Genomic DNA, 25,723 nt, shown 5'->3' on the forward strand with positions numbered 1-25,723 from the left:
CGCGCCGGGGCGCTCAGTGCGCCCGGGCGATGCAGAAATCGACCACCTGCAGCAGGGCCTGCTTCATCGGGCTGGCGGGAAACGCCTTGAGGGCGTCCCGGGCGCGATCGCCGTAGAGTCGGGCCCGGGCCATCGTCTCCTCGAGGGCTCCGTGCCGCCGCAGGATCGCGCGCGCGGTGTCGAGGTCGGCATCCGTGACCTCGCCGAGTTCGAGGGTGCGTTTCCAGAAGGCCCGCTCGACGCCCGTGGCGCGCCGTACCGCCAGGACGATGGGGAGCGTGATCTTGCCCTCGCGGAAATCGTCGCCGACGTTCTTGCCCAGGGTGTCGCTGGTGCCGCCGTAATCGAGCACGTCGTCGATGAGCTGGAAGGCGATGCCGAGATTCATGCCGTAGGCCCGGCAGGCCGCCTGCTCGGCCTCGCCGCGCTCCGCAAGAACGGGTCCGACCTCGCAGGCGGCAGCGAAAAGCTCGGCGGTCTTGGCGCTGATCACCGCGAGGTACTCGTCCTCGCTCGTTCCGGTGTTCTTGGCCGCGGTGAGCTGCATCACCTCGCCCTCGGCGATGATGGTGGCCGCCGCGGACAGGATGTCGAGGGCCTTTAGGGACCCGACCTCGACCATCATGCGGAAGGCCTGGCCAAGGAGGAAATCGCCGACGAGGACGCTCGCTTCGTTGCCCCACTTGATCCGTGCCGCGACCTTGCCGCGTCGCATGTCGCTGCCGTCGACGACGTCGTCGTGCAGCAGGGTCGCCGTGTGCATGAACTCGACGCTGGCGGCGAGCTTCACCGCGCCCTCGCCGGCATAGTGGCACAGGTCGGCGGTCGCGAGGGTGAGGATCGGACGCAGGCGCTTCCCACCGGAGGAGATGAGGTGGTTGGCGACCTCCGGGATCATCTGGACGTCGGAGCCGGTCCGGGACAGGATCGTCGCGTTGACGCGCTCCATCCCCCCGGACACCAGGGCGACGAGGTCGGCCAGGCTCGCCTCCGGATCGGGGCTTCTCTCATCGATCGGAACTACGACGCCCAAGACCTTGAGGCCTCCCGCTTCCCTACGCCAACGTGGCGCAGCCTGATCGGCCGCGTCCGTGACACCCCATCGCATGCGCCCGGGGGCGCTGCAACACGCACCATGCCGCAAGGTATTGCCGACGGCGGCATCCGGATCGATGCCCGGGAGAAGTTGTATGACCGAACTGATCCGCAGCAATGATGTCGTCCTGATCGGCTTCGCGCAGTCGATTCTCGAAGCCGCTGCCATTCCGGCCATGGTGGCCGACCAGCACATGAGCCTGCTCGAAGGTTCGATCGGCGCCTTCGCACGACGACTTCTGGTGCCGCACGACCAGGCGATGCAGGCGCGCCGGCTCCTCATCGACGCCGGCCTCGCCCATGAGTTGCGCGATGCCTGAGAGCATCCCCGACCTCTGGCTCGGAGGGCGGCTGCGCCTGCATCAACCCCCGCGCGGCGCCCATCGAGCTGGAACGGACGCGGTGCTGCTGGCGGGCCTCATCGCGCCTGAGCCCGGCGCGGTGATCTGCGACGTCGGTGCGGCGAGTGGAGCGGTCGGCCTCGCGGTGGCGCTCCGCAGCCCCGGCTGCCGCGCGGTGCTTGTGGAGCGCGATCCCGCGCTCGCCGATTTCGCGCGGCGCAATGCCGAGGAGAACGGCCTCGCCGCCCGCGCGACGATCATCGAGGCGGACGTGTTGGCCCCAGGGACGCGACGGCATGCCGCCGGGCTGGCGCCCGGGCTGGCCGACCTCGTTCTCACCAACCCGCCGTTCTTCGAGCCGGGCCGGCACCGATCCTCGCCGGTCGCCGGCAAGGCGAGCGCGCACGACTTCGTGGAAGGCGGGCTGGATGCCTGGTTGCGGACCTGCGTCGACCTGCTGCGTCCGCAGGGACGGCTGGGCCTGATTCATCGGGCGGATCACCTGCCCGCCTGTCTCGAAGCCCTGGCCGGACGCTTCGGGGCGGTCTCGGTCCGTCCGGTCCACGCGAACGCGAACCGGCCGGCGATCCGCATCTTGGTCACTGCCGTGAAGGGAAGCCGGGCCCCGTTCGCGCTCCTGCCCCCGCTGGACCTGCACGACGAGGGTGGCCGCTTCACGCCGGTTCTGGCGGGCCTCAGCGCGGGCCGAGGCTGGATCGGCGCACCGGCCGATCCAGCCTGAGCATACCCTCAGTAGAAGGTCCGCACCCGGTAGGGACGATGCCAACCGTAGTGGCGGTGCCCCCAGCCATGATGCCGGCGCCAGTGGTGCCGATGATGCCAGTGATGGCGGCGATGCCAGTGGCGGCGATGGTGCCAGTGATGACGATGGTGCCAGTGGCGGCGGTGATGCCAGTGGCGCCGGTAGCCGTGCCAACGCGCCTGCGCCAGCAAGGGCGCCTCAGCCTGGGTCGCGGCGGCCGCGACCGGTAGTGGCGCGGCGTTCGCCGTCGCTCCGAAGCCCATCGCACCGGCCAGCATTCCCAGTGCGAGAACCATCCAACGCATCACGCGCATGGTCACGTCTCCCTTGCTGCTGCGTGGGCATTTCGAACGCCCACAGCCGCCAAGGTTCGGCGGCGTGAGGCGACAACGACGACGCTGGCAAAATGGTTCGTCCCGCCCCACCTCAGCGCTCGAAACGGCCGACCCGGCCGTATCGGCCGGCGCGTGGTGCCGCCCCCTCCCCTCGAACCAGAGTCGCGACAGCATGCCAGTTTCCCTGCCGGGTCCCCTGCGCGCGCTCCTGCCCCGGCGCTGGCGCCGGGAGGTTCCGCGCGTCGCCGTCCTGCGCCTCAGCGGGGCGATCGGCGCGGTGTCGCCCTTCCGGGCGGGCCTCTCGATCGGCGGTCTGGCGAGCAGCCTGGAGCGGGCCTTCGCGACGCCCGGCATCTCGGCGGTGGCGCTGGTGATCAATTCGCCCGGCGGCGCCCCCGCCCAGTCGCACCTGATCCACCAGCGCATCCGTGCGCTCTCAAGCGAGAAGAAGCTACCCGTCCTGGCCTTCGTGGAGGATGTGGCGGCCTCGGGCGGCTACATGATCGCCTGCGCGGCGGACGAGATCATCGCCGATCCCATGTCCCTCGCCGGATCGATCGGGGTCGTCTCGGCGGGCTTCGGCTTCGATCGCCTGATCGAGCGCATCGGCATCGACCGCCGGGTCCATACCCAGGGCGAGGCAAAGGGGATGCTCGACCCGTTCCGGCCGGAGGACCCCGCGGATGTGGAGCGTCTGAAGGCGATCCAGGCCTATGTGCAAACCCTGTTCACGGTCCTCGTCGGGTCGCGCCGTCCGAAGCTCGCGCCGAACGGCGAGAATCTCTTCACCGGAGCGGTCTGGACGGGCCAACAGGCGCTGCCGCTCGGGCTGGTGGATGCGCTGGGCGACGCCCGCTCGACCCTGCGGGCGCGCTATGGCGACAAGGTGGAGCTCGTCTTCATCGCCGAGAAGAAAGGCTCGCTCGTGGCCCGCCTGCTCCGGCGCTCGGCGCCGGGCAGCAGCGTCGCGGGCGAAGTCATGGCGGCGATCGAGGATCGCGCCGCTTTCGCCCGTTACGGTTTGTAGAGCCTCAGCGCTTGCAGGCCTCGGTGCCGTAGCCGGCATAGACCACCCGGACCTTCCGGGTGCAGGTCTCCGCTGCGACGGGCGCCGGGACGGCCGAGACCTCGATCGGCGTCACGGCGGCCGGCATCGTCACGGCATCGGAGTATTCGGCCGTGGCGAGTGCGTTCGAGGCGGAGATCACCATCGGCGTGGCGACCAGGGACGTTGCGACGAGGGCGGCGAAGACTGCAAAAGACGAGCGCATGGCGCGATGATCCAATTGTCGACCGCCCTGGAGGGCGGCGAGAACCCCTTGATTGCCTGATAAACTTGGCAGCAAGCGAGACCGTTCCACCGCTATGACGGATCGTGGCAGAATTGTGTGCGTCGGCACACGCCCATCGTCCCGCCCCGTCGCTTGACACGGGGGAGCCGCCTCTTAAACGCTGGCCGCCCCTCCACGGACCGGAAATTCCATGTCGAGCGCCGTCGATCTCGCGCCCAAAACGTCGTTCCAGGGCCTGATCCTGACCCTGCAGCGCTTCTGGGCGGCGCAGGGCTGCGTCATCCTGCAGCCCTACGACATGGAAGTGGGTGCCGGCACCTTTCATCCGGCCACCACCCTGCGGGCCCTCGGTCCGAAGCCCTGGAAGGCCGCCTATGTCCAGCCGTCGCGTCGCCCGAAGGACGGCCGCTACGGCGAGAATCCGAACCGGCTCCAGCACTATTACCAGTTCCAGGTGATCCTGAAGCCGAACCCGCCCAACCTCCAGGAGCTCTACCTCGCCTCCCTCGACGCCATCGGCGTCGACCTGAAGCTGCACGACATCCGCTTCGTCGAGGACGACTGGGAGAGCCCGACGCTCGGCGCCTGGGGCCTCGGCTGGGAGTGCTGGTGCGACGGCATGGAGGTGAGCCAGTTCACCTACTTCCAGCAGGTCGCTGGCTTCGAGTGCGCCCCGGTCGCGGGCGAACTCACCTACGGTCTCGAGCGGTTGGCCATGTATGTCCAGGGCGTCGAGAACGTCTACGACCTGAACTTCAACGGTGGCACCGGCGAGGACCGGGTCTCCTACGGTGACGTCTTCCTGCAGTCCGAGCAGGAGTATTCGCGGCACAACTTCGAGGCGGCCGACACCGCGATGCTGTTCCGCCAGTTCACCAACGCGGAAAAGGCCTGCCGGACCTACCTCGACGCGGGTGCGCCCGTTGACGAGGGCGGCCGGCACCGGATGGCGCAGCCGGCCTATGACCAATGCATCAAGGCGAGCCACGTCTTCAACCTGCTCGACGCCCGCGGCGTCATCTCGGTGACCGAGCGCCAGAGCTACATCCTGCGAGTGCGCGAACTCGCGAAGGCCTGCGGGGCGGCGTACCTGCGCACGGCGGGGGGCGGCGCGGCCTGATCCGCCTCGCCGACCGCACCTCGCCAACCCGAACACCCTTTCTGGACGCCGCCTGATCCCATGCCCGACCTCCTCCTCGAACTTCGCTCTGAAGAGATTCCCGCCCGCATGCAGCGGCGCGCGGCCGACGACCTGAAGAAGCTCGTCACCGACGCCCTGGTGGAGCGCGGCTTCCTCTACGAGGGCGCCAAGGCCTTCGCGACGCCGCGCCGCCTGACCCTGCACGTGGCCGGGCTGCCGCCGCGGGGGAAGGACGTGCGCGAGGAGCGGAAAGGTCCGCGCGTCGGGGCGCCGGAGGGCGCGGTCCAGGGCTTCCTGAAGAGCGCGGGGCTGGCGAGCCTTGATCAGGCCACCATCGTGACGGACCCCAAGAAGGGCGAGTTCTACGTGGCGGTGATCGAGCGGCCGGGCCGCGAGACCCTCGACGTCCTGGCGGAGATCCTACCGCAAATCATTCGCAGCTTCCCGTGGCCGAAATCCATGCGCTGGGGCAAGGCCTCGGCGCAGCCGGGCGCCTTGCGCTGGGTGCGCCCGCTGCAATCGATCGTGGCCACCTTCGGACCCGAGACCGAGACGCCGGACGTGGTCCCGTTCGTAGTGGACGGGATCGCGGCCGGGACCACCACCTATGGACACCGCTTCCTGGCGCCCGAGGCCATCGAGGTCCGGCGCTTCGACGACTACGTCCAGGCCCTGGAGCGCGCCAAAGTTGTGCTCGACGTGGAGCGGCGCAAGGACATCATCCTGCACGACGCCCGCGACCTCGCCTTCGCGCGCGGCCTCGAACTCGTCGAGGACGACGGCCTGCTGGAGGAGGTGGCCGGCCTCGTCGAATGGCCGGTGGTGCTGCTGGGCTCCTTCGACGAAGCCTTCCTGGACATCCCGGCCGAGGCGATCCGTGCCACCATCCGGGCGAACCAGAAGTGCTTCGTCCTGCGCCGGGCCGGCACCGACACCCTGGCGCCGGCCTTCGTCCTGACGTCGAACCTCATCGCCAGCGACGGCGGCCTCGCCATCACCGCCGGCAACGAGCGCGTGGTGCGCGCAAGGCTGTCGGACGCCAAGTTCTTCTGGGAGACCGACAAGGCGATCCGCCTGGAGGACCGGCTGCCGAAGCTCGACAGCATCGTGTTCCATGAGAAGCTCGGCACGCAGGGGGAGCGGGTGAAACGCATCGCGGCCCTGGCCCGCGAGCTCGCGCCCCTGGTCGGCGCCGACCCGGATCAGGCCGAACGCGCCGCGACGCTCGCCAAGGCCGACCTCGTGACCGAGATGGTCGGTGAGTTTCCGGAACTCCAGGGTCTGATGGGGCGCAAATATGCGGCGCTGCAGGGCGAACCTTCGAGCGTCGCGGCGGCGGTCGAGGACCACTACAAGCCGGTCGGCCCCTCCGACCGGGTGCCCACCGATCCCGTCGCGGTGGCCGTGGCGCTCGCCGACAAGTTCGACACCCTCGTGGGGTTCTGGTCCATCGACGAGAAGCCGACGGGCAGCAAGGACCCCTACGCCCTGCGACGCGCAGCCCTCGGGGTGATCCGGCTGCTGATCGAGAACACCGCCAAGCTGTCGCTGCTTCGCGATGGTTATCAGGCGGCCGCCGACGGCCATGCGAATCACGGCGGCACGGCGAGCGCCGAGGGGAGCGCCGGGGACGCGGATGCCACGAGCCTCCTCGCCTTCTTCGCCGACCGCCTGAAGGTCTACCTGCGCGACAAGGGCGCCCGGCACGATCTCATCGACGCCGTCTTCGCCCTGCCCGGCCAGGACGACCTGCTGATGGTGGTGCGCCGCGTGGAGGCCCTGAGCACCTTCCTCGAGACGGACGACGGCAAGAATCTGCTGGCCGGCTACAAGCGCGCCGCCAATATCCTGCGCATCGAGGAGAAGAAGGACAACCGCGCCTACGACGCCGCGCCGGACGCGGGCTTGGCCGCCCGCGGCGAACCCGAGGAGCAAGCGCTCGCCGAGGCCCTGGCGGCGGCGCGCCAGACCGCCTCGGCGGCGGTGGCGGCGGAGGATTTCGCCGGCGCCATGCAGGCCCTCTCGACGCTGCGCGCGCCGGTGGATGCGTTCTTCGAGCGGGTCACGGTGAACGCCGACGACCCGGCCCTGCGCCGGAACCGCCTCGCCCTGCTCAATGCCCTGCGGGCGGCGACCCGTGAGGTCGCGGACTTCTCGCGCATTGAGGGCTGAGCGGACGCCCTTCGGGGCTCATGCCTCCGCCAGGAACCGCGTCCGGGCGGCGCGGATCGCGGGATGGTTTCGTTCCGCCCAGGCGACCAACGTCGCCAGGGGGCCGAGCAGCGACCCGCCCAGCGCCGTGAGGCTGTATTCCACGCTCGGCGGACTCGTCGGATGGACGCGGCGGGTCACCAGCCCGTCGCGCTCGAGGTCGCGCAGGGATTGCGTCAGCATCCGCTTCGAGATGTCGGGGATCGCCCGGTGGATCGCCCCGAACCGGCGGGTGCCGTCGGACAGCACGACGATGATCAGCGTGGTCCACTTGTCCCCGAGGTGATCCAGCACGTCGCGGACCGGACAGTGATGCGGATCGAGGCCGGAATCCTGCCAAGCCGCGAACCGCTCGGAGAGATCCGTGGCCGCCGGGCGGTGGGCAGGTTCGGGCGCGGCGTGTTCGGTCATGGCGGGTTCCCTTCGGGTAACCTGGGATCGAAAACCTGCCGCCTTACGGGGCATTCCGGTCTCTTTTATAGACCTCGTCTGGGTTCAGAACCACGCGAGGTCGAGAGATGTCCGAGATCACGTCCGCAAAGCTCTTCGTCACCGGCGCGAGCGGTCAGCTCGGGCGCCTCGTCGTCGCGGCGCTCCTCCGCCGGGTGCCGGCGGCGCAGATCGTGGCCGGGGTTCGCGACACCGAGGCGTCCGCGGCGCAGGATCTGCGCGCCCAAGGCGTCGCGGTCCGCCGCGCGGACTACGCACGCCCCGAGACCCTGGCGGAGGCCTTCGCGGGCATCGACCGACTGCTGCTGATCTCCTCCAGCGAGGTCGGCCAGCGCGTGCCCCAGCATCGCAACGTCATCGAAGCGGCCGGCCGCGCCGGCATCGGGCTCATCGCCTATACGAGCCTGCTACACGCGGACACCTCGCCCCTCGGCCTTGCCGAGGAGCATCGGGCCACGGAGGCGATCCTGGCGGAATCCGGCATGCAGACCGTGATCCTGCGCAACGGCTGGTATACCGAGAACTACACGGCCTCCCTGCCCCAGGCCCTCGCCCACGGAGTCATGCTGGGCAGCGCGGGCGAGGGCCGGATCGCCAGCGCGGCCCGCGCTGATTACGCGGAAGCCGCGGCGGCCGTGCTCGCCACCGAGGCGCCGGTTGGGCGCATCCACGAACTGGCGGGAGACGAAGCCTACACCCTCGCCGACTTCGCCAGCGAAGCCGCCCGCGCCTCCGGTCGGACCATCCGCTATCAGGACCTGCCGCCCGCGGAGTACCGGGCGGCGCTCCTCGGCGCGGGCTTGCCGGACGGCGTGGCGAGCCTCCTGGCGGATTCCGATGCGGGGGCCGCCCGCGGTGCCCTGTTCGACGACGGCCACGCCCTGCGCACCCTGATCGGCCGGCCGACGACGCCGCTGGCGGCCGTCATCGCCGATGCCCTCAGGTAAGGTCATCGCGGACCCGGTGCGAGACTTCCACAGATGAAATCCTGGCAGCCGAGGGATTCGCAAGTTTGGAGCAGGATCAAGCGGAACGGTTTCGCTCGGGTCGCCGTTGGGGCAGCAGATTTTCCTGAAGGGAGATGTTCATGCGCAACCCCATCATCGCCGCGTTGACTCTGGCAACGCTGTTCGGCGCTTCGGCCGTCCAGGCCGAGACCACGGTCATCCGTCGCGATGCGCCCGACACCGTCGTCGTCGACCGCCCGTCCACCGAGAGCCGCACAGTCGAGCGCCGCGAGTCCAGCGACGGTTGCTCCTCCAAGACGGTGACCAAGGAGAACGACCTCGGCGACCGCAAGACGGTAACCAAGGAGAGCTGCGACTGAGACCCCAGCCGTCCGATTATCCGAGGCTAACCGTGCCCGCTCCGGTCCGACCGGGGCGGGCTTTCCCGTTTCAGAGGGCCTTTACGTAGCGCCAGGCTTCCATCCCGTCCTCGTAATAGTCGGGGATGACGGCGAAGCGCGTGTAGCCGCGCCGCTCGTAGAGCCGGATGCCGGCTCCGTTATCGGCGCGGACTTCGAGGCGGAGGCGGGTACAGCCGTGGGCCCGCGCCTCGGCCTCGGCCGCATCGAGCACGAGGCTGCCGAGGCCGAGGCCCGATCGGGCCGGAGACACCGCGATGGAGGACAGCCGTGCGCTGCGGCTGCCGCGTCGGCGCTCCAGGGTCGCGGAGCCGACGAGGGTCGCCTGCCCCGCCTCGTCGGCGATGATCGCCACCAGGAGCGACATGCTCGGAGACCGGATCGCGTGGCGGATCGCCCGTCGCTCGGCGCGGTCGCTGACGAAAGCGGCATGTTCGAGGGCCACCAGCGCGTCGAGATCCTCCGGCGTCGCGGGGCGGATTTCCACCAGCGGCGCCGAAGCGGTCTTGATCGAGGGCGCGCTCACCGGGCGGTCCAGGGATAGATCCAGGTCTCCGACAGGGTGCGGCCGGACGCGCGCAGGAAGAGGCGCAGGTCGGCGGACTGACCCGGCGCCTCAAGGGTGACGTCGCAAGCCGCCCGGAGACCCTTGATGTGTGCGTTGGGCGCCACGGAGGTCGCGCCGATGCGCCCGGCCGAAGTGCTTGCCACCACCTCCACCCGGCTCGGATCGGCCAGGTAGTAGTCCAGGTCGCCGCCGGCGAAATCCACGAGGAAGCGCCGGGTCAGGCCGCCCTTGGCCTCCTCGGCCTTGGCGGTGCCGCTCGCCACCGGGGCGACGCTGAAGGTGTTCACCACCCGTCCGCCCGGATGAAGCGCGGTGCCGCCGACCGCGCGGACGCGATAGGACAGGTTCACCGGCGTCCCTGCCGGGTAGGCCCGCGCCGGCCGCCAGCAGGCCACGATGTTGTCGTTGGTCTCGGTGTCGGTGGGCAACTCCATCAGCATCACCGCGCCCTCGCCCCAGGCGCCGTCCGGCTCGACGAAGTAGCCGGGCCGGCGGTCGTAGGACGCTTCGAGATCCTGGTAGCTCTCGAAGTGCCGATCGCGCTGCATCAGGCCGAAGCCCTTCGGGTCGCGGTCGGCGAAGGACGAGATGCGTCGGTCGCGCGGGTTATGCAGGGGGCGCCACAGCCACTCGCCGCTGCCCGCCGCCATCTGAAGCCCGTCGGTATCGTGCAGTTCCGGCCGATAGTCGTCGGCGTGGCGGCGGTCGTTCTCGCCGATGAAGTACATCGAGGTCAGGGGCGCGAGCCCCACCGTCGCGAGGTCCACCCGCGGGATCAGGGTCGTGCGCACCGCCACGCTGGTCTCGTCGCCCGGCGTGACGGTGAACTGGTAGGCGCCGGTGAGCGAGGGGCCGTCGAGCAGCGCGTAGATCGTGAGGGCGGCGTCCGCCTGCTCCGGCACGCCGACCCAGAACTCGCGGAAGACCGGGAACTCCTCGGGGCCGCGCTGCCCCTCGACGTCGACGGCAATGCCCCGGGCCGAGAGGCCGTAGAGCTGGTCGCGCCCGAGGAAACGATAATAGCTGGCGCCCAGGAAGACGATCAGTTCGTCGAGGAGGTTCGGCTTGTTGAGTGGGGCGTGGATCCGCAGGCCCGCGAATCCCAGATCGACGGGCAGCGCCCTGTCGAGTTTCGTCCGCCCCATGTCGTAGAGGCTCGACTGGTAGGCGATCGGCGTCGCCACGCCGCCGCGCACGAGGTTCACCGTCACCGGGCGGGTATAGAGAAAGCCGAGGTGGAAGAGCTGGAGCCGGAACGGGCTTCCCTCGCCGAGGAAGGCCTTGTCGGGCTTGAAGCGGATGTCGCGCCAGGCATCGTAATCGAGCTTGGCGATCGGCGCCGGCAGCGCCGGAACCCGCGGATCGTACGCGACCTTCGCCAGATCCTGCGCCCGGCGCTCCACGTCGGCGAAGCCGAACGGGGTGTCCGGCCGGCCGTCGCGACGCTGCGCCCGGGCCGCGCCGGTCGACGCCAGGATCGTCGTGACGGCAAGTCCCTGGACGATTCTGCGCCGGTTGGGTTCTGACATCGTCCTGCGATCCGGTGCGGCTGGAAGGAAAACCGTGCGCTTGATGACCGGTCCGCACCCGCTTGGGAAGGGCTCATCGCTCTCCGGAACGCCGCCCGCGAGGCCTTTGCGCAACAGTGCGGGCGATGACGGGGAAATCGAGGGAAAAATCACGGTTTTCCCTTGTCGCCAGAACAGCCTGAACGTATATGCGCCTTGCCCAATTTCGCACGTGCCTGTGGCCGCGTGTCGGTTGGTGGGCATCCGGCCAACTGCCGGACAGCCGCCAGGGGTCTTAAAGGATCGATGGTCGACAGGGTGGATTCCCTCCGGCCGGCATCCAGGTGGTGACACCGGACCCCGACAACAACCGGCAGCCGGAGGCGAAACCGGCGAACCCCGCTCTCCACGGGGGACGCAGCTTAAAGCAACGACGAACGGGCTTTTTTGGTCTCGTCGGCCCTCCAAAGGCCGGCACCGAAGAGGCTTGTTTCTCTTTGCCCGGCGTGCGGTGGGGGTCCCCCTTCCAATCCAAGGCAGCTTCCGGGTGCTCTTGCGCCTGCGACGCCCTCGCGTGTCTCCAAAGCACGCGGCGCGTCGCGTCGCAGCGCCCCCAGACGCCGGACGGCATCCTGTCGTCCTGACATTCGACAGCGCGCCCCGTCAGGGCGCTCGCGAACCTGTGGGTTGGAACGACCATGACCGATCGTATCCGCGATTTCCTGCGCGCACGCCGCGACATGGGCCAGGACGAGGGCCCGGTGATGGTGCTCGACCTCGAGGTCGTGCGGGACAACTACACGGCCTTCGCCCGTGCGCTCCCCGACACCCGCGTGTTCTATGCCGTGAAGGCGAACCCGGCTCCGGAGGTGCTGCGTCTCCTCGCCGAGATGGGCTCCTGCTTCGACACCGCCTCGGTGGTCGAGGTCGAGATGGCGCTTGCCGCCGGCGCCACCGCCGACCGCGTCTCCTTCGGCAACACCATCAAGAAGGAGCGCTGCATCGGCCGCGCCCTCAAGCTCGGCGTGCGCCTGTTCGCCGTCGATTGCGAGGCCGAGGTCGAGAAGATCGCCCGCGCGGCCGAGGCCGTCGGGGTCGAAGCCGGTGACGTGCAGGTGTTCTGCCGCATCCTCTGCGACGGGGCCGGCGCCGAGTGGCCGCTCTCCCGCAAGTTCGGCTGCGTGCCGGAGATGGCCGTCGACGTGCTGGAGCACGCCTACCGCCAGGGCCTGACCGCCTACGGCGTCTCGTTCCACGTCGGCTCGCAGCAGGGCAACACGGGCGCCTGGGACGGCGCGCTCGCCTCCGCGGCGATGATCTTCGCGGAATGCGCCCAGCGCGGCATCAGCCTGCAGATGGTCAATCTCGGCGGCGGTTTCCCGACCCAGTACCTCAAGGCGGTGCCGGGCGTGGAATCCTACGGCGACGCGATCTTCCGCGCGCTGACCAAGCACTTCGGCAACCGCATGCCGGAGACCATCATCGAGCCGGGCCGCGGCATGGTCGGCAATGCCGGCGTGATCGAGGCCGAGGTGGTGCTGGTCTCGCGCAAGTCCGACGCGGAGGACGAGGTGCGCTGGGTCTATCTCGACATCGGCAAGTTCGGCGGCCTCGCCGAGACCATGGACGAGTCGATCCGCTACGCGATCCGCACAGAGCACGACGAGGACCGCATGGCCCCCTGCGTGCTCGCCGGCCCGACCTGCGATTCGGCCGATGTGCTCTACGAGAAGGTGCCCTACCCGCTGCCGGTATCCCTCTCCATCGGCGACAAGGTGCTGATCGAGGGCGCCGGCGCCTACACCACCACCTACGCGGCGGTGGCGTTCAACGGCTTCCCGCCCCTTCAGCAATACGTCATCTAAACCTCTTCAAGGTCATGACGCGAAGGCCGGATGCTCCCGATCGGGGGCGTCCGGCATCGCAGCTCCAATCGCCCCGTGCAGCCCGCCTGCACGGATCGTCTCGTCGCCTGCCCAACGTTCGGGAAGGGTGCGGCCTTGGTCCAGATCCGTGATGAAGTGGCCGGCGACGTCGTCGCCCGCGAGCACCTCCTCGATGCCTGCCTCGGCGAGGCACGCCGCCTGAAGACGTCCGAGCGCCTGCGCGAGGGCCGGCTTCCGGCCGAGGGCCTGGCCCTCACCGCCGAGCAGGACGGCCGGATCGTCGGCACCTGCCGCCTGTGGCACGTGGAGGCCGGCCCGCGTCGTTCCGCCCTGCTGCTGGGGCCGCTGGCGGTCGACCCGACGATCCAGGGGCTCGGACTCGGCTCGATCCTGATGCGGGCGGCCCTGCGCCGGGCGGAAATCCTCGGCCACGGCGCGGTATTGCTGATAGGGGATGCGCCCTATTATGCGCGCTTCGGCTTCTCGGCCGGGCTCGCGGCAGGACTGTTCATGCCCGGCCCCTTCGAACGCGAGCGCTTCCTGGGACTCGAACTGCGTCAGGGAGCGCTCGCCGGCGCACGCGGCATCCTGCGGGCCACGGGCGCCTGGGACCAGGCGGCGGCCTTCGTCGAGGAACCGGCCGTAGCTGCCGAGGCCGATGCGGCGTCCCGACGACGGGTCGCCTGACGATCAGGCCGGCGCAGCGCCTGCGGCCCGGCATGGCCCCTGGTCAGACGTTGGTGTGATGGTCCGCCTTGGCGGCGAGATCGCAGCGGCGCTGGAAGGCGGCATCGTGGCGGCGAGTGACGGCGCGGAGCAGCGAGGCGGCCAGGGTGATGATGCCGGGATCGCGATCAACGGGCTCGTCGACGGGAGCGGCCAGGCGTGAGGTGATGAGGGCGAGCATGGCAAAGGTCCGTGGCGTAGGGTGACGGACGCTTCCTCTCGAAAGATCGCTCTTGTCTTGTTCTGTTGCACTGCAATATTGCGATTGCGGGCAGGCCCCGCAACACATCGGAATGGGATGATGCCCTGCGTGTAGGGCATGCGCAGTTTCAATCTTCCGTAAGCATCGGTCGCCTGCGCGTGTGCGGGACGAGAGGCTGCGGTTGACCGCCGGGTCTGCAAACGTCACTGACCCCGTCGCTTGTTCGTCATTTCCGGCGCCTAAGGCATGCGGTCGCCGTACGACGACCGCAAGACGCGTTTGAGAAGGATTTCCTGCCTATGACCGAAGCCGCTTCCTCCTGGCCCGTCCACGGCCGCATCACCGGCCCCATCGTGATGATCGGCTTCGGCTCCATCGGGCGCGGCACGCTCCCGCTGATCGAGCGTCACTTCGAGTACGACAAGGCACGCTTCACGGTCATCGAGCCCTCCGACGCGCACAAGGCCCTGGCCGACCAGCACGGCCTGCGCTTCGAGCAGGTAGCTCTGACCAAGGAGAACTATCGCGACGTGCTGACGCCGCTGCTCACCGAGGGCGGCGGCCAGGGCTTCTGCGTCAACCTCTCGGTCGACACCTCGTCGCGGGCGATCATGGAGCTCTGCCGCGAACTCGGCGCCTTCTACATCGACACCGTCGCGGAGCCGTGGCCGGGCTTCTACTTCGACAAGAACAAGAGCCAGGGCGACCGCACCAACTACGCGCTGCGTCAGGAGATCCTGGACGCCCGCACCGCCGCGCCCGGCGGCACCACCGCCGTCTCCTGCTGCGGCGCCAATCCCGGCATGGTCTCGTGGTTCGTCAAGCAGGCCCTCCTGAACATCGCCGGCGACCTCGGTCTGAAGACCGCCGAGCCGAAGGACCGCGCCGGCTGGGCCGGGCTCATGCGCGAGGTCGGCGTCAAGGGCGTCCACATCGCCGAGCGCGACACGCAGCGCGCCAAGTCGGCCAAGCCCATGGGCGTGTTCGTGAACACCTGGTCTGTGGAAGGCTTCGTCTCCGAGGGCAACCAGCCCGCCGAACTCGGCTGGGGCACCCACGAGACCTGGATGCCGGAGAACGGCCGCCAGCAGGAGAAGGGCTCGCGCTGCGCGATCTACCTGCTTCAGCCCGGAGCCGACACCCGCGTCCGCTCGTGGACGCCGACGGCGCAGTCGCAGTTCGGCTTCCTCGTGACCCACAACGAGGCGGTGTCGATCTCCGACTACTACACGGTCCTGGAGGGCGAGCGCGCCGCCTACCGGCCGACCTGCCACTACGCCTACCATCCGGCCAACGATGCGGTGCTGTCGCTGCACGAGATGTTCGGCAACGGCGGCAAGGTGCAGGAGCAGCACCACATCCTCGACGAGACCGAGATCGTGGACGGCATCGACGAACTCGGCGTCCTCCTCTACGGCCACGCCAAGAACGCCTACTGGTACGGCTCGCAGCTCTCCATCGAGGAGACCCGGCGGATCGCCCCCTACCAGAACGCCACCGGCCTGCAGGTGACCTCCGCCGTGCTCGCCGGCATGGTCTGGGCGCTTGAGAACCCGGAGGCCGGCATCGTCGAGGCGGACGAGATGGATTTCCGCCGCTGCCTCGAGGTGCAGACCCCGTATCTCGGCCCCGTCATCGGCGTCTATACCGACTGGACCCCGCTGACCGGCCGCCCGGGCCTGTTCCCCGAGGACATCGACACCAGCGATCCCTGGCAGTTCCGGAACGTGCTCGTGCACGGCTGAGCCGGCGCCCTCCCGCCCTCCCGGCACGGCGGCCCGCGCCGGGAGGATGCGTGAGGCATCGGAAGGCCGTTGTGCCTGGGACTGACGGACGTCTACGATGGCGGGACGCTGCAAAGCGTCTCGCCGTCTTCGTCTCCAGCCAGGACTGAGTTGCCCGGTGCCCCACTTCGAAGATTTCTACGCCAACAAGCTGCGCGGCTCGCTCGGGGTCACCGATGCGGAATCCGTCCTCGACCTGCGCGAGACCAATCGCCCGACGGCGGAGGCATCGCTCGCGGACATGCTGGAACGCAGCCGCTTCGGGAAGGGCAAGACGGTGGCGATCCGCCTGGCCCCGCCCCCCGAGGGCGGCGGCGAGACCCTGTTCCAGCCGATCGGGCGCCTGCTCCTCGACGCCAAGCGCAAGGGGCTCGTCGATCGACTCCAGACCCTGCCGGCCGGCGACGGCCTCGGATTCTACGTGGCACTATCCGGGAAGGCTGCGCGTTCCTCGGACGGATGACGTCACGGGATACCGGGAAACGCCTTGCTGAACCTCGGACACAACACCATCGAGCGCGTCGCTCGGTTCGGCTACGGCGCCCGCGGCATCGTCTATTGCATCATCGGGGGGCTGGCGGTGCTGGCCGCCATCGGCCAGGGCGGTCGGGCCGGCGACAGCGAGAGCGCGCTCCGCTGGGTCCTGGCCGGCCCGTTCGGCGTCGTCCTCGTCGGTCTGATCGCGCTGGGTCTTCTGGGCTTCGCTGTCTGGCGCTTCATCGAGAGCATCACCGATGCCGACCGGCGCGGGACCTCCCTCAAGGGCGTGGTCGTCCGCCTCGCCCACCTTCTGAGCGCCGCGATCTATACCGGCCTCTCTGTCACCGCGGCGAGCCTCGCCCTGGGGCTCGGGCGCAAGGGCGGCGACGCCGCGCAGGACTGGACGGCCTGGCTGCTGGCCAAGCCCTTCGGTCTCTGGCTGGTCGGCCTGATCGGCCTCGGCGTGATGGGCGGCGGCGTCGCCTTCCTGGTCAAGGCGTTCAAGGGCGACGTGACCGATCGCCTGAAGCTCGATGCCGACCATTGCCGCTGGGCCAAACCGGTCGGACAGTTCGGCTACGCCGCCCGCGGAGTCGCCTTCCTGATCATCGGCGGGTTCTTCATCGCGGCGGCTTGGTATCAGGCCTCCTCCGAGGTGAAGGGCCTCGCCGGCGCCTTCGCGGCCCTGCGGGCACAGCCCTACGGCTGGGTCCTGCTCGCCATCGTGGCGGCGGGCCATTTCGCCTTCGGGGCCTTCGGACTGATCCAGGCGCGCTTCCGGCACATCGATGCGCCCGATATCGACCAGACCGACGATGCCGTCGCGGCCGCCCTGCGGTCCGTGCGCTGACGCGAAAAAGGAACAAAAGCGGATATCGGTCGATTGAGGCCCTGATCTCGGGTCCTGGGGCGGTGGAGGCTGTCCACCGGCGCCGGACCCGCAAGAAGGGGGAAGACACCATGCCTATTCGCACGAACATCTGGGCCGGAGGGCTCATCGCCCTGAGTCTCGGCCTCGCCGCGGCGCCCGCCGTCGCGCAAGGGATCTCGATCGGGCCCGGCGGCGTCCAGGTCGATCCCGGCTATCGCCGCGGCTTCGACGATCGCGGCCCGCCGCGCAGCGAGCTGACCCGGGGCGAAGCGGCGCGCATCGCCCGCCGCGAGGGCCTCGTCGACGTCGACGGCGTCGACCGGCGTGGACCGCGCCTCATCGTCCGGGGCTCGGACCGTCGCGGCGACGACATCACCGTCGTGCTCGACAGCCGCTCGGGCGACGTCCTCGACGTCCGTCGCTGACAGCGTATACGACGCGAAATACCGAGTGTTTGGAGGCCCGGCGCTCTGCACCGGGCCTTCGTCATGCCTGGCCGCGGGCGAAGCGCGCGAGTCCGTCCCGCGCCGTACAGTCGGGCGCCCAGCCGAGCGCCGACAGGGCATCGGCGCGGGCGACGAGGCTGGTGGACAGGCGGGCGAAGACCGCTTCCCGTCCCGTCAGCCGACATGCGAGCCCCAGCAGAGAGGTGGGTGCCGGCAGCAGCGCGGCGCGCCGTCCGAGGCCGGCCCGCAGCGCCGCCACCATCTCGCCCGGCGTCAGCGGATCGGGCTCGGCCACGATCAGCGGACGACGCAGCGGACCCGGCGCCGCGAGCGCGACGGCGACCGCCCCGGCCAGCGACTCCATCGAGACGAGGGAGCGCCGGGCGTCGAGGCGCGCGAAGGGAAGCGGCGCGGCCGAGCGCGCCAGTTGCAGCAACGTCGCGACATTGCCCTTCACACCGGCGCCGTAGACCAGCACCGGCCGCAGGGCGACCCAGTCGAGGTCCGTGCCGGCCAGGGTCGCCTCGGCGGCGAGCTTCGAGCGGCCATAGGCCTCGGTGGGCGCCGGGGCATCGGCCTCCGTGACGATGTCGGGCGCCGAGATCCCGGTCATGGCCCGGATCGAGGACAGGAAGACGAAGCGCTGGACCCGAGCCCGGACGGCCGCCTCGGCGAGACGCAGGGTCGCCTGGGTGTTCGACGCGCGGAAATCGTCCTCCGGCGTCCCCGACATCGTCGGGGACAGACCGGCGGAATGCACCACCGCGTCGACCCCCGCGAGGGCCGCCGCCATATTCATCGGACGGGCCAGGTCGCCGACGACGGCGCTGCTCGCGCCCGCCGGGACCTCCACCGGGCGGCGGAGCAGGACGCGCACCCGAAAGCCGCGTCCCGTCAGGCTCTGCAGCAGGTGGCGCCCGATGAAGCCGGTGGCGCCGGTGAGTGCGATCAGCGGTCCGCCCAATGGTCGAGCCCTCCCTATGGCCGCAGCGCCGTGACCTCGATCTCGACCTTCATCTCCGGACGCAACAGCCCGGCCACCACGACGATCGTCGCGGCGGGCCGGACCTCGGCCAGGACCCGGCCGCAGACTTCGAGCACCGCGTCGGCCCCCGCCCGGTCCGTGACGTAGTAGGTCGCCCGGACGATATCGGAGAGGCCGGCGCCGGCCTCGGTCAGCACGCCCGCGATGGTGCGCCAGCAGGCCTCGGCCTGATCGGCGGCCGTCTCCGGCATCGTCATTGTGGCGTAGTCGTAGCCGGTGGTGCCGGCGACGAAGACGAAACCGCCCTGCACCACGGCGCGGGAATAGCCGTAGGCCGCCTCGAAGGGCGAGCCGGACCCGATCAGGCGGCGTGCGCTCATCCGCGCCGGAGCGCTTCCAGAACCTTGGCGCCCGGCCGTCCCGTCGCCGGCATGCCGAGACTGCGCTCGACCTCCTTGATGGCGTCGCGGGTCTTGGACCCGACCTTGCCGTCCGGCTCGCCGACGTCGAAGCCGCGCTTCGTCAGCCGGGCCTGCAGGTCGCGGCGCTCGGCCCGCGACAGCGGCGGATCGTCGGTCGGCCAGTCGGCCTGAATGCCGCCGCGGCCGCGCAGGCGGTCGGACAGCACCGCGATGGCGAGGCCGTAGGATTCGGCGGCGTTGTAGGAATAGAGCGCGTCGAAGTTCTTCGTCACCAGGAAGGCCGGTCCGTCGATGCCGGCCGGCAGCAGGATGCCGGCGGGGCCCTCGCCCGAGAGCGGACGCCCGTCGATGCGGGTCACCCCGAGGGAGGCCCAGTGCGCGATCGCCTTCTTGTTCTTGCGCCCGGCCGCGCCGGCATTGAAGCCGCGCGGCACCTTCACCTCATAGCCCCAGGGCTGGCCGTTGTTCCACTTGGCCACGCGCAGGAAGTTCGCCGTGGAGGCGACGGCATCCGGCACCGAATCGACGAGGTCGCGGCGCCCGTCGCCGTCGCCGTCGACGGCGAGGCGCTGATAGGTGGTGGGCATGAACTGGGTCTGCCCGAAGGCGCCAGCCCAGGAGCCGTTCAGCCGAGAGGGATCGATGTCGCCGCGCTCGATGATCTTCAATGTGGCCATCAGCTCGCCCTTGAAGAACTCCTTCCGGCGATGGTTCGCGCAGATCAGGGTGGCGAAGGACTGCACCAGCGGCATCTTGCCGAGGTTCTTGCCGAAGTTCGACTCGACGCCCCAGACCGCCGCGATGGTGTGCCGGTCGACGCCGTAGCGGGCTTCCGCATTGGCCAGGGCCTGCGCATGCTGGCGCATGGCGGCCTTGCCGTCGTCGACGCGCTCCTCGTCGACCAGGGCGGCCATGTAGTCCCAGATCGGCGTCTTGAACTCGGGCTGGGCCTGGCTCAGCTCGATCACCTTCTCGTCGTAGCTGATGCCGGCCGTCGCCGCCCGGAAGGTCTGAGCCGAGATGCCCTGTGCGGCGGCCTGCGCCTGGAGGCTCCCGAGGCAATCCTGGAAATCGGCCCGGGCCGGTGCGCAGATCGCCAGGAGCGCCGCGGCGGCTCCGCAGGAGAGGGTCGCCGTCTTGCCCGATCGGCCGAATGCCATCGTGTTCTCCGCCCATGCGTTCGTCGAGACTGTGATCGCCGATTCAGGCGATACCAGGGTTAACGAACGGTTGAGGCCGGGGTGGAATGACCGGAAAGGTCGACATGCGAACCCGGCCACCCCGAGCCCGGCCCCCGGCTGAGCGGGCGGGAGAGCCGGCTTCGAACGGCCTCAGGCGAAGCCGCGCGCGGCGAGCTTCTGCTCGTAGGCGTCGATGGCCGGTGCGCGCTTGAGGGTCAGGCCGATCTCGTCGAGACCGTTGAGGAGGCTTTCCTTGCGGCCGGGATCGATGTCGAAGTGCAGGGTGCCGCCGTCCGGCCCCTTGATGGTCTGGGCTTCGAGATCCACCGACAGGGTCGCGTTGGAGCCGCGCTCGGCATCCTCGAACAGCTTCTCGAGATCCTCCGGCGAGACCGTGATCGCCAGGATGCCGTTCTTCGCGCAGTTGTTGAAGAAGATGTCGGCGAAGCTCGTCGAGATGACGCAGCGGATGCCGAAGTCGGTCAGGGCCCAGGGCGCATGCTCGCGCGACGAACCGCAGCCGAAATTGTCGCCGACGACGAGGATCCGGGCGTTGCGGTAGGCCGGCTTGTTCAGCACGAAATCCGGGTTCTCCGAGCCGTCGTCGCGGTAGCGCATCTCGGAGAACAGCCCCTTGCCGAGGCCGGTGCGCTTGATGGTCTTGAGGTACTGCTTCGGGATGATCCGGTCGGTGTCGACGTTGATGATCCGCATGGGCGCCGCGACGCCCTCCAGGGTGGTGAACTTTTCCATGATGCCGGTCGCCGTGGTCTCGCGATGCGCGGAGGCCTTTCCCAGGGACGGTCGGGGCGTCGCGCTTGGGCGACATCTAACAGCCGGGGGGCGCCCCTGAAAGACGGGGCCGCCGCGTCTCGCGATCGTCGTGCATCGCGCCTATGCTCGCTGTCCAGGCATGACAGGGGGCAGCGATGGCCGAGACCACGAACCAATTCAAGAAGGCGCCCAAGCGCAAGAAGGAGAAAGCCCGCTCGGTGACGGTGTCGCCCGAGATGCGCCAAGCCTACGCGGACCTGATCAAGCAGAAGGAAGAGCGCGAGGAATACGCCAAGCACCTGCCCTCCGAGAAGGGCAGGTGAGGGACGGTTCGAGCCCGCCCGCCGAGGCGGGAGGGCCGTGTCGGGTTCGGCGCAGCGGCGGAACGCCTAGCGCTTTCCGGCTTCGATCACGTCCTCGACCGTGCGCAGACCGGCGCGGGGGGCGTTGACGAGACAGGCCATGTTGCCCGGGGCGTGCTGGTTCTTCCACATCTTCGTATGGGCCTGGGGAATCTTCTCCCAGGGGAAGACCTCGCTCATGCAGGGGTCGATGCGCTGGTCGAGCACGAACTGGTTGGCGGCCGAAGCCTGCTTGAGGTGGGCGAAGTGCGAGCCCTGGATCCGCTTCTGGCGCATCCAGACGTAGCGGGCATCGAAGGTGATGTTGAAGCCGGTGGTGCCGGCGCAGAACACGATCATGCCGCCGCGCTTGGCCACCAGGGTCGAGACCGGGAAGGTCGACTCGCCCGGGTGCTCGAAGACGATGTCGACGTCGTTGCCCTTGCCGGTGATGTCCCAGATCGCCTTGCCGAACTTGCGGGCTTCCTTGAGCCAGGTGTTGTACTCGGGCGAGTTCACCTTGGGCAGCTGGCCCCAGCAGTCGAACTCCTTGCGGTTGATCACGCCCTTGGCGCCCAGGCTCATGACGTAGTCGCGCTTGGTGTCGTCGGAGATCACCGCGATGGCGTTGGCGCCCGAGGCCGCGCAGAGCTGCACCGCGAACACGCCGAGACCGCCCGACGCGCCCCAGACCAGCACGTTCTGGCCCGGCCGCACGGTGTGGGGCGCGTGGCCGAACAGCATGCGGTAGGCCGTGGCGAGGGTGAGCGTGTAGCAGGCCGCCTCTTCCCAGGTCAGGTGCTTGGGGCGGACCATGAGCTGGCGCGACTGCACCCGGCAGAACTGGGCGAAGGAGCCGTCACCCGTCTCGTAGCCCCAGATGCGCTGCGAGGGCGAGAACATCGGGTCGCCGCCGTTGCACTCCTCGTCGTCGCCGTCGTCGCGGTTGCAGTGGACGATGACCTCGTCGCCGACCTTCCAGCGCTTCACCTTGGCGCCGACCTTCCAGACGATGCCCGAAGCGTCCGAGCCGGCGATGTGGTACTCGCCCTTGTGGACGTCGAAGGGCGAGATCGGCTCGCCGAGGCCGGCCCAGACGCCGTTGTAGTTCACGCCGGCGGCCATGACGTAGACCAGCACCTCGTCGTCGCCGATCTCCCAGACGGGCAGCACCTCGAGCTGGTGCGACTGCTCCGGCGGTCCATGGCGCTCGCGCCGGATCGCCCAGGCGTACATCTTGGCCGGCACATGACCGAGGGGCGGAACCTCGCCCATCTCGTACAGGTCCTTCAGTTCCGTCGTGCTCGACGCAGCGCTCGCGGCCATCTTGGCTCTCCCCATGACTTCTTGTGCTGCTTGCTATATCGGCGAACCGGGAGCCGTCCAAGAGCCCGAACGGGCAAGAATCTTTTCAACTGGGGCCAAGAAACCTTCACGCCCTCAAGATGAAGCCGCGGCCTGGGGGCTCGCCATCCTGTATTCAATATTATTGTGGTCTGCCGGGCCCTTAGCGCCCTTCATACCCAGGCTTATTCACCCAGGCCCGAAGAGTTTCGATCTTCGGACGGCCGGCACGGGGCGGTCCAGGCAGAGCATCGGCTTGTACCAATGTCCAATCCTGTGAAGTGTCGGGAAGCCGGCCACTGCTCATAGGCTCGCGGATTTTGTCCACAGGGCAGTAAGCCCCGCCCGGAGGAAGACGGCCGGTGGCGCGCGCCTCGGATCGAACGCCCCCCGGGCGCGCGGCACGTTTTCGTGAGTTCGAGGCATCAGCGAGAGACCGGAGTGCCGGGCTGCTCCGGATGTTCTTTGGTGCTGATGACGCGGCGAACGCGCTTCGCTAGGGTGCGCGGCAAGTGGTCGACAGCAGTCAAATGCAATTTGAGATCACATCAAATTCAGTCTTGAGGGAGTGTTCCGGGATGAGCGGACAGGCAGCGGTCGCCGAGACGACGAAGCGCGACAAGCCGTGGATCATCCGCACCTATGCGGGCCATTCCAACGCCAAGGAGTCGAACGCGCTCTACCGCGGAAACCTGGCCAAGGGGCAGACCGGGCTCTCGGTGGCCTTCGACCTGCCGACCCAGACCGGCTACGATCCGGACCACGAGCTCGCCCGGGGCGAGGTCGGCAAGGTCGGCGTCTCGATCGCGCATCTGGGCGACATGCGGACCCTGTTCGACCAGATTCCGCTGCAGCAGATGAACACCTCGATGACGATCAACGCCACGGCGCCGTGGCTGCTGTCGCTCTACCTCGCGGTGGCCGAGGAGCAGGGCGCGCCGTTCGCGGGGCTGCAGGGCACCACCCAGAACGACATCATCAAGGAATACCTCTCGCGCGGCACCTACGTGTTCCCGCCCGCGCCCTCCCTTCGGCTGACCAAGGACGTGATCCTGTTCACGACCAAGGAAGTGCCGAAGTGGAACCCGATGAACGTCTGCTCCTACCACCTGCAGGAGGCCGGAGCGACGCCGGTGCAGGAGCTGTCCTACGCGCTGGCCATCGCCATCGCGGTGCTCGACACGGTGCGCGACGATCCCGATTTCGACGAGGCGAGCTTCGCCGACGTGTTCAGCCGGATCTCATTCTTCGTGAATGCCGGCATGCGGTTCGTCACCGAGATCTGCAAGATGCGGGCGTTCTCCGAACTCTGGGACGAGATCGCCCAGGAGCGCTACGGCATTACCGACCCGAAGAAGCGCATCTTCCGCTACGGCGTCCAGGTGAACTCCCTCGGGCTCACGGAGCAGCAGCCCGAGAACAACGTCCACCGCATCCTCATCGAGATGCTGGCCGTCACCCTGTCGAAGCGCGCCCGTGCCCGCGCCGTGCAGCTGCCGGCCTGGAACGAGGCCCTCGGCCTGCCGCGCCCCTGGGACCAGCAATGGTCCATGCGCATGCAGCAGATCCTCGCCTTCGAGACGGATCTCCTGGAATACGACGACATCTTCGACGGCTCGAAGGTCATCGACGCCAAGGTCGAGGCCCTGAAGGCCGAGACCCGCAAGGCCCTGGAGGAGATCGGCGGCATCGGCGGCGCCGTGGCGGCGGTCGAGACCGGTGCCCTCAAGCGTGCGCTCGTGGAATCCAACGCCAAGCGCATCTCGGCGATCGAGGCCGGCGATCAGGTCGTCGTCGGCGTGAACAAGTTCCAGGCGGGCGAGCCCTCCCCGCTGACCGCCGGCGAGGGGGCGATCTTCACCGTCTCGGAAACGGTCGAGATGGAGGCCGAGCAGCGCATCCGCGAGTGGCGCACGAAGCGCGACGGCAAGGCGGTGGAGAAGGCCCTCGACGATCTCGAGGCCGCCGCGCGCTCAGGCGCCAACATCATGCCGGTCTCGATCGCGGCGGCGAAGGCCGGGGTGACGACCGGCGAGTGGGGCAGCCGCCTGCGCCAGGTCTTCGGCGAATACCGCGCGCCCACCGGCGTCACCCTGGAGACCATCTCCTCCGGGGCGGCCCAGGACGCCAAGCTGCTCATCGCGGACCTCGGCGAGCGCCTGGGCGAGACGCCGAAGCTCGTGGTCGGCAAGCCCGGCCTCGACGGCCATTCCAACGGCGCCGAGCAGATCGCGCTGCGCGCCCGCGACGTCGGCTTCGACGTGACCTATGACGGCATCCGTCAGACGCCCGCCGAGATCGTCGCCAAGGCCAAGTCCACCGGCGCCCACGTGGTCGGCCTGTCGATCCTCTCGGGCAGCCATGTGCCGCTGGTGCGCGACGTGCGGGCGAAGATGCGCGAGGCCGGCCTCGATCACATCCCGCTCGTGGTCGGCGGCATCATCTCGCCGGACGACGAGCTGGTGCTGAAGAACATGGGCGTCACGGCGGTCTACACCCCGAAGGACTACGTCCTCGACACCATCATGGTAGGCATCGCCAAGGTGGTGGAGCGCGCCCTCGACAAGCGCGCCGCCGAACAGGCCGACGCCAGGGCCGGCATCGCGGGGGCGGCCCCGCGCAGCGACACTGCCGAGAAGGTGTTCTGAGAGCGTAGCGGACGCCGCCTTCCCCCGGGCGGCGCCCGCCGTTCAGAGATCGAGACCCTTTGGGCGAATGTGCGCGGGCGGAGCCGGGCGGCGAGGCTGCGTCTCAGCGCGCCGGTCCCGTCGCCACCGCGCCCCAGTCCCGCAGGGGAAAGGCCCAATCGTAGGCCAAGTTGAAGACGAAGGCGTAGGCCACGTAGAAGGCCGCGATCGCGAGATCCATAAAGAACGCCTCGACGAGCCCGATGCCGAGATACCAGGCGATCGGCGGCAGCAGGATCACGAGCAGGCCGGCCTCGAACAGCACGGCGTGCATCGCCCGCAGCCAGAGACTCTTCCGCGTATGCCCGGCCAGGCGCTGCATCGTCCGGTCGAAGCCGAGATTGTAGACGTAGTTCCAGGCCGTCGCGGCCAGGGCGCTGCCCATGCCGATCACGCCCATGGCCGAGGCGTGCAGGCCGAACAGCACTGTCCCGAGCGGGATCATGAGGCTGAGCCCGACGAGCTCGAACAGGATGGCGTGGCGGATACGGTCTCGGGTACTGCGCATGGGGTTGCCTGGAACT

General features: G+C 69.3%; 28 protein-coding genes. 15 read left to right on the forward strand and 13 right to left on the reverse strand.

The features are described from left to right. Positions 1-13: 13 nt before the first annotated feature. Positions 14-1,033 carry a polyprenyl synthetase family protein gene (locus tag ACXJY8_RS13240; protein WP_463769589.1) on the reverse strand — a complete coding sequence of 340 codons (1,020 nt, stop codon included), beginning with the start codon at positions 1,031-1,033 and terminating at the stop codon, positions 14-16. A 157-nt stretch (positions 1,034-1,190) separates the two neighbouring features. On the opposite strand from ACXJY8_RS13240, the gene ACXJY8_RS13245 reads away from it, so the two are divergent. After that, entirely contained in the window at positions 1,191-1,415 is a 225-nt protein-coding gene (locus ACXJY8_RS13245; protein WP_463769591.1) for a putative signal transducing protein, read from the forward strand. Further along, positions 1,408-2,178, forward strand: a complete 771-nt coding sequence (locus ACXJY8_RS13250) for a tRNA1(Val) (adenine(37)-N6)-methyltransferase (RefSeq protein ID WP_463769593.1) — start codon at positions 1,408-1,410, stop codon at positions 2,176-2,178. Before ACXJY8_RS13245 ends, ACXJY8_RS13250 begins: the two co-directional genes overlap by 8 nt. Positions 2,179-2,186: 8 nt before the next feature. Here ACXJY8_RS13250 and ACXJY8_RS13255 read toward each other — a convergent pair whose 3' ends face one another. Next, complete coding sequence (locus ACXJY8_RS13255; protein WP_463769595.1) at positions 2,187-2,495, reverse strand: hypothetical protein; 309 nt, start codon at positions 2,493-2,495, stop codon at positions 2,187-2,189. A 211-nt stretch (positions 2,496-2,706) separates the two neighbouring features. Between ACXJY8_RS13255 and ACXJY8_RS13260 the strand changes: the two genes are divergently transcribed. After that, entirely contained in the window at positions 2,707-3,561 is an 855-nt protein-coding gene (locus tag ACXJY8_RS13260; protein ID WP_463769597.1) for a S49 family peptidase, read from the forward strand. Between the two features lie 4 nt (positions 3,562-3,565). On the opposite strand, the gene ACXJY8_RS13265 is transcribed toward ACXJY8_RS13260, so the two are convergent. Further along, positions 3,566-3,805, reverse strand: a complete 240-nt coding sequence (locus ACXJY8_RS13265; RefSeq protein WP_463769599.1) for a hypothetical protein — start codon at positions 3,803-3,805, stop codon at positions 3,566-3,568. Positions 3,806-4,016: 211 nt separating this feature from the next. On the opposite strand from ACXJY8_RS13265, the gene ACXJY8_RS13270 reads away from it, so the two are divergent. Further along, positions 4,017-4,946, forward strand: coding sequence for a glycine--tRNA ligase subunit alpha (locus ACXJY8_RS13270; RefSeq protein ID WP_463769601.1), 930 nt, complete (start codon positions 4,017-4,019; stop codon positions 4,944-4,946). A gap of 60 nt (positions 4,947-5,006) precedes the next feature. Further along, positions 5,007-7,139, forward strand: a complete 2,133-nt coding sequence (gene glyS / locus ACXJY8_RS13275) for a glycine--tRNA ligase subunit beta (RefSeq protein WP_463769603.1) — start codon at positions 5,007-5,009, stop codon at positions 7,137-7,139. 18 nt (positions 7,140-7,157) lie between these two features. On the opposite strand, the gene ACXJY8_RS13280 is transcribed toward glyS, so the two are convergent. Then, positions 7,158-7,589, reverse strand: coding sequence for a winged helix-turn-helix transcriptional regulator (locus tag ACXJY8_RS13280; protein WP_463769605.1), 432 nt, complete (start codon positions 7,587-7,589; stop codon positions 7,158-7,160). A 107-nt stretch (positions 7,590-7,696) separates the two neighbouring features. Here ACXJY8_RS13280 and ACXJY8_RS13285 point away from each other — a divergent pair, with 107 nt between their 5' ends. Both ACXJY8_RS13285 and ACXJY8_RS13290 read left to right on the forward strand, forming a co-directional pair. Further along, on the forward strand, positions 7,697-8,575 hold the full coding sequence (locus ACXJY8_RS13285) for an SDR family oxidoreductase (protein ID WP_463769607.1): 879 nt from the start codon (positions 7,697-7,699) through the stop codon (positions 8,573-8,575). A 140-nt stretch (positions 8,576-8,715) separates the two neighbouring features. Next, on the forward strand, positions 8,716-8,955 hold the full coding sequence (locus ACXJY8_RS13290) for a hypothetical protein (protein WP_056211425.1): 240 nt from the start codon (positions 8,716-8,718) through the stop codon (positions 8,953-8,955). 70 nt (positions 8,956-9,025) lie between these two features. Here the strand turns inward: ACXJY8_RS13290 and ACXJY8_RS13295 are convergent, their stop codons facing one another. Together ACXJY8_RS13295 and ACXJY8_RS13300 are read right to left on the reverse strand one after the other, a co-directional pair. Continuing rightward, positions 9,026-9,520, reverse strand: coding sequence for a GNAT family N-acetyltransferase (locus ACXJY8_RS13295; RefSeq protein ID WP_463769609.1), 495 nt, complete (start codon positions 9,518-9,520; stop codon positions 9,026-9,028). Continuing rightward, on the reverse strand, positions 9,517-11,091 hold the full coding sequence (locus ACXJY8_RS13300; RefSeq protein ID WP_463769611.1) for an OpgD/OpgG family glucan biosynthesis protein: 1,575 nt from the start codon (positions 11,089-11,091) through the stop codon (positions 9,517-9,519). The genes ACXJY8_RS13295 and ACXJY8_RS13300 overlap by 4 nt, the downstream gene beginning before the upstream one ends. A gap of 677 nt (positions 11,092-11,768) precedes the next feature. On the opposite strand from ACXJY8_RS13300, the gene ACXJY8_RS13305 reads away from it, so the two are divergent. After that, the gene (locus ACXJY8_RS13305) at positions 11,769-12,935 is read left to right on the forward strand and encodes a type III PLP-dependent enzyme (protein WP_463769613.1); all 1,167 of its coding nucleotides are present in this window, start codon (positions 11,769-11,771) and stop codon (positions 12,933-12,935) included. Positions 12,936-13,070: 135 nt separating this feature from the next. Further along, on the forward strand, positions 13,071-13,643 hold the full coding sequence (locus ACXJY8_RS13310) for a GNAT family N-acetyltransferase (RefSeq protein ID WP_463769615.1): 573 nt from the start codon (positions 13,071-13,073) through the stop codon (positions 13,641-13,643). A 43-nt stretch (positions 13,644-13,686) separates the two neighbouring features. Here the strand turns inward: ACXJY8_RS13310 and ACXJY8_RS13315 are convergent, their stop codons facing one another. Continuing rightward, a complete protein-coding gene (locus tag ACXJY8_RS13315) occupies positions 13,687-13,863 on the reverse strand; it encodes a hypothetical protein (protein WP_292501913.1) in 177 nt (58 codons plus the stop codon). Between the two features lie 320 nt (positions 13,864-14,183). Here ACXJY8_RS13315 and ACXJY8_RS13320 point away from each other — a divergent pair, with 320 nt between their 5' ends. The 4 genes from ACXJY8_RS13320 to ACXJY8_RS13335 all read left to right on the forward strand — a co-directional run bounded on the left by ACXJY8_RS13320 (position 14,184) and on the right by ACXJY8_RS13335 (position 17,444). Beyond that, complete coding sequence (locus ACXJY8_RS13320) at positions 14,184-15,629, forward strand: homospermidine synthase (protein ID WP_463769618.1); 1,446 nt, start codon at positions 14,184-14,186, stop codon at positions 15,627-15,629. Between the two features lie 157 nt (positions 15,630-15,786). After that, positions 15,787-16,131: a hypothetical protein gene (locus ACXJY8_RS13325; RefSeq protein WP_103709738.1), complete on the forward strand. Its 345-nt coding sequence runs from the start codon at positions 15,787-15,789 to the stop codon at positions 16,129-16,131. Between the two features lie 24 nt (positions 16,132-16,155). Further along, complete coding sequence (locus tag ACXJY8_RS13330) at positions 16,156-16,998, forward strand: DUF1206 domain-containing protein (protein ID WP_463769620.1); 843 nt, start codon at positions 16,156-16,158, stop codon at positions 16,996-16,998. 110 nt (positions 16,999-17,108) lie between these two features. Then, a complete protein-coding gene (locus tag ACXJY8_RS13335; RefSeq protein ID WP_463769622.1) occupies positions 17,109-17,444 on the forward strand; it encodes a PepSY domain-containing protein in 336 nt (111 codons plus the stop codon). Positions 17,445-17,505: 61 nt separating this feature from the next. Here ACXJY8_RS13335 and ACXJY8_RS13340 read toward each other — a convergent pair whose 3' ends face one another. The 4 genes from ACXJY8_RS13340 to leuD all read right to left on the reverse strand — a co-directional run bounded on the left by ACXJY8_RS13340 (position 17,506) and on the right by leuD (position 20,806). Next, entirely contained in the window at positions 17,506-18,429 is a 924-nt protein-coding gene (locus ACXJY8_RS13340) for an NAD-dependent epimerase/dehydratase family protein (protein WP_463769624.1), read from the reverse strand. Positions 18,430-18,443: 14 nt separating this feature from the next. Further along, the gene (locus ACXJY8_RS13345; protein ID WP_463769626.1) at positions 18,444-18,830 is read right to left on the reverse strand and encodes a RidA family protein; all 387 of its coding nucleotides are present in this window, start codon (positions 18,828-18,830) and stop codon (positions 18,444-18,446) included. Then, on the reverse strand, positions 18,827-20,032 hold the full coding sequence (locus tag ACXJY8_RS13350; protein ID WP_463769628.1) for a lytic murein transglycosylase: 1,206 nt from the start codon (positions 20,030-20,032) through the stop codon (positions 18,827-18,829). The genes ACXJY8_RS13345 and ACXJY8_RS13350 overlap by 4 nt, the downstream gene beginning before the upstream one ends. Positions 20,033-20,203: 171 nt before the next feature. Beyond that, complete coding sequence (gene leuD / locus ACXJY8_RS13355; RefSeq protein ID WP_463769630.1) at positions 20,204-20,806, reverse strand: 3-isopropylmalate dehydratase small subunit; 603 nt, start codon at positions 20,804-20,806, stop codon at positions 20,204-20,206. 176 nt (positions 20,807-20,982) lie between these two features. On the opposite strand from leuD, the gene ACXJY8_RS13360 reads away from it, so the two are divergent. Beyond that, complete coding sequence (locus tag ACXJY8_RS13360) at positions 20,983-21,150, forward strand: hypothetical protein (protein WP_181017318.1); 168 nt, start codon at positions 20,983-20,985, stop codon at positions 21,148-21,150. 66 nt (positions 21,151-21,216) lie between these two features. Here the strand turns inward: ACXJY8_RS13360 and ccrA are convergent, their stop codons facing one another. Beyond that, entirely contained in the window at positions 21,217-22,494 is a 1,278-nt protein-coding gene (gene ccrA / locus ACXJY8_RS13365; RefSeq protein WP_108034181.1) for a crotonyl-CoA carboxylase/reductase, read from the reverse strand. A gap of 596 nt (positions 22,495-23,090) precedes the next feature. On the opposite strand from ccrA, the gene ACXJY8_RS13370 reads away from it, so the two are divergent. Then, positions 23,091-25,160 carry a protein meaA gene (locus ACXJY8_RS13370; RefSeq protein WP_463769633.1) on the forward strand — a complete coding sequence of 690 codons (2,070 nt, stop codon included), beginning with the start codon at positions 23,091-23,093 and terminating at the stop codon, positions 25,158-25,160. Between the two features lie 103 nt (positions 25,161-25,263). On the opposite strand, the gene ACXJY8_RS13375 is transcribed toward ACXJY8_RS13370, so the two are convergent. Further along, entirely contained in the window at positions 25,264-25,707 is a 444-nt protein-coding gene (locus tag ACXJY8_RS13375) for a PACE efflux transporter (RefSeq protein WP_463769635.1), read from the reverse strand. Between the last annotated feature and the right edge of the window lie 16 nt (positions 25,708-25,723).

The organism is Methylobacterium sp. TK31 (assembly GCF_055361545.1).

Bases quoted from the DNA above. Each gene is read 5' to 3' on its own strand.
- ACXJY8_RS13250 (WP_463769593.1), top strand. From the start codon at position 1,408: ATGCCTGAGAGCATCCCCGACCTCTGGCTCGGAGGGCGGCTGCGCCTG.
- ACXJY8_RS13315 (WP_292501913.1), bottom strand. From the start codon at position 13,863: ATGCTCGCCCTCATCACCTCACGCCTGGCCGCTCCCGTCGACGAGCCC.
- ACXJY8_RS13265 (WP_463769599.1), bottom strand. From the start codon at position 3,805: ATGCGCTCGTCTTTTGCAGTCTTCGCCGCCCTCGTCGCAACGTCCCTG.
- ACXJY8_RS13370 (WP_463769633.1), top strand. From the start codon at position 23,091: ATGAGCGGACAGGCAGCGGTCGCCGAGACGACGAAGCGCGACAAGCCG.
- ACXJY8_RS13360 (WP_181017318.1), top strand. From the start codon at position 20,983: ATGGCCGAGACCACGAACCAATTCAAGAAGGCGCCCAAGCGCAAGAAG.
- ACXJY8_RS13270 (WP_463769601.1), top strand. From the start codon at position 4,017: ATGTCGAGCGCCGTCGATCTCGCGCCCAAAACGTCGTTCCAGGGCCTG.
- ACXJY8_RS13280 (WP_463769605.1), bottom strand. From the start codon at position 7,589: ATGACCGAACACGCCGCGCCCGAACCTGCCCACCGCCCGGCGGCCACG.
- ACXJY8_RS13260 (WP_463769597.1), top strand. From the start codon at position 2,707: ATGCCAGTTTCCCTGCCGGGTCCCCTGCGCGCGCTCCTGCCCCGGCGC.
- ACXJY8_RS13305 (WP_463769613.1), top strand. From the start codon at position 11,769: ATGACCGATCGTATCCGCGATTTCCTGCGCGCACGCCGCGACATGGGC.
- ACXJY8_RS13285 (WP_463769607.1), top strand. From the start codon at position 7,697: ATGTCCGAGATCACGTCCGCAAAGCTCTTCGTCACCGGCGCGAGCGGT.
- glyS (WP_463769603.1), top strand. From the start codon at position 5,007: ATGCCCGACCTCCTCCTCGAACTTCGCTCTGAAGAGATTCCCGCCCGC.
- ACXJY8_RS13375 (WP_463769635.1), bottom strand. From the start codon at position 25,707: ATGCGCAGTACCCGAGACCGTATCCGCCACGCCATCCTGTTCGAGCTC.
- ACXJY8_RS13255 (WP_463769595.1), bottom strand. From the start codon at position 2,495: ATGGTTCTCGCACTGGGAATGCTGGCCGGTGCGATGGGCTTCGGAGCG.
- ACXJY8_RS13245 (WP_463769591.1), top strand. From the start codon at position 1,191: ATGACCGAACTGATCCGCAGCAATGATGTCGTCCTGATCGGCTTCGCG.
- ACXJY8_RS13335 (WP_463769622.1), top strand. From the start codon at position 17,109: ATGCCTATTCGCACGAACATCTGGGCCGGAGGGCTCATCGCCCTGAGT.
- ACXJY8_RS13320 (WP_463769618.1), top strand. From the start codon at position 14,184: ATGACCGAAGCCGCTTCCTCCTGGCCCGTCCACGGCCGCATCACCGGC.
- ACXJY8_RS13290 (WP_056211425.1), top strand. From the start codon at position 8,716: ATGCGCAACCCCATCATCGCCGCGTTGACTCTGGCAACGCTGTTCGGC.
- ccrA (WP_108034181.1), bottom strand. From the start codon at position 22,494: ATGGCCGCGAGCGCTGCGTCGAGCACGACGGAACTGAAGGACCTGTAC.
- ACXJY8_RS13350 (WP_463769628.1), bottom strand. From the start codon at position 20,032: ATGGCATTCGGCCGATCGGGCAAGACGGCGACCCTCTCCTGCGGAGCC.
- ACXJY8_RS13345 (WP_463769626.1), bottom strand. From the start codon at position 18,830: ATGAGCGCACGCCGCCTGATCGGGTCCGGCTCGCCCTTCGAGGCGGCC.
- leuD (WP_463769630.1), bottom strand. From the start codon at position 20,806: ATGGAAAAGTTCACCACCCTGGAGGGCGTCGCGGCGCCCATGCGGATC.
- ACXJY8_RS13300 (WP_463769611.1), bottom strand. From the start codon at position 11,091: ATGTCAGAACCCAACCGGCGCAGAATCGTCCAGGGACTTGCCGTCACG.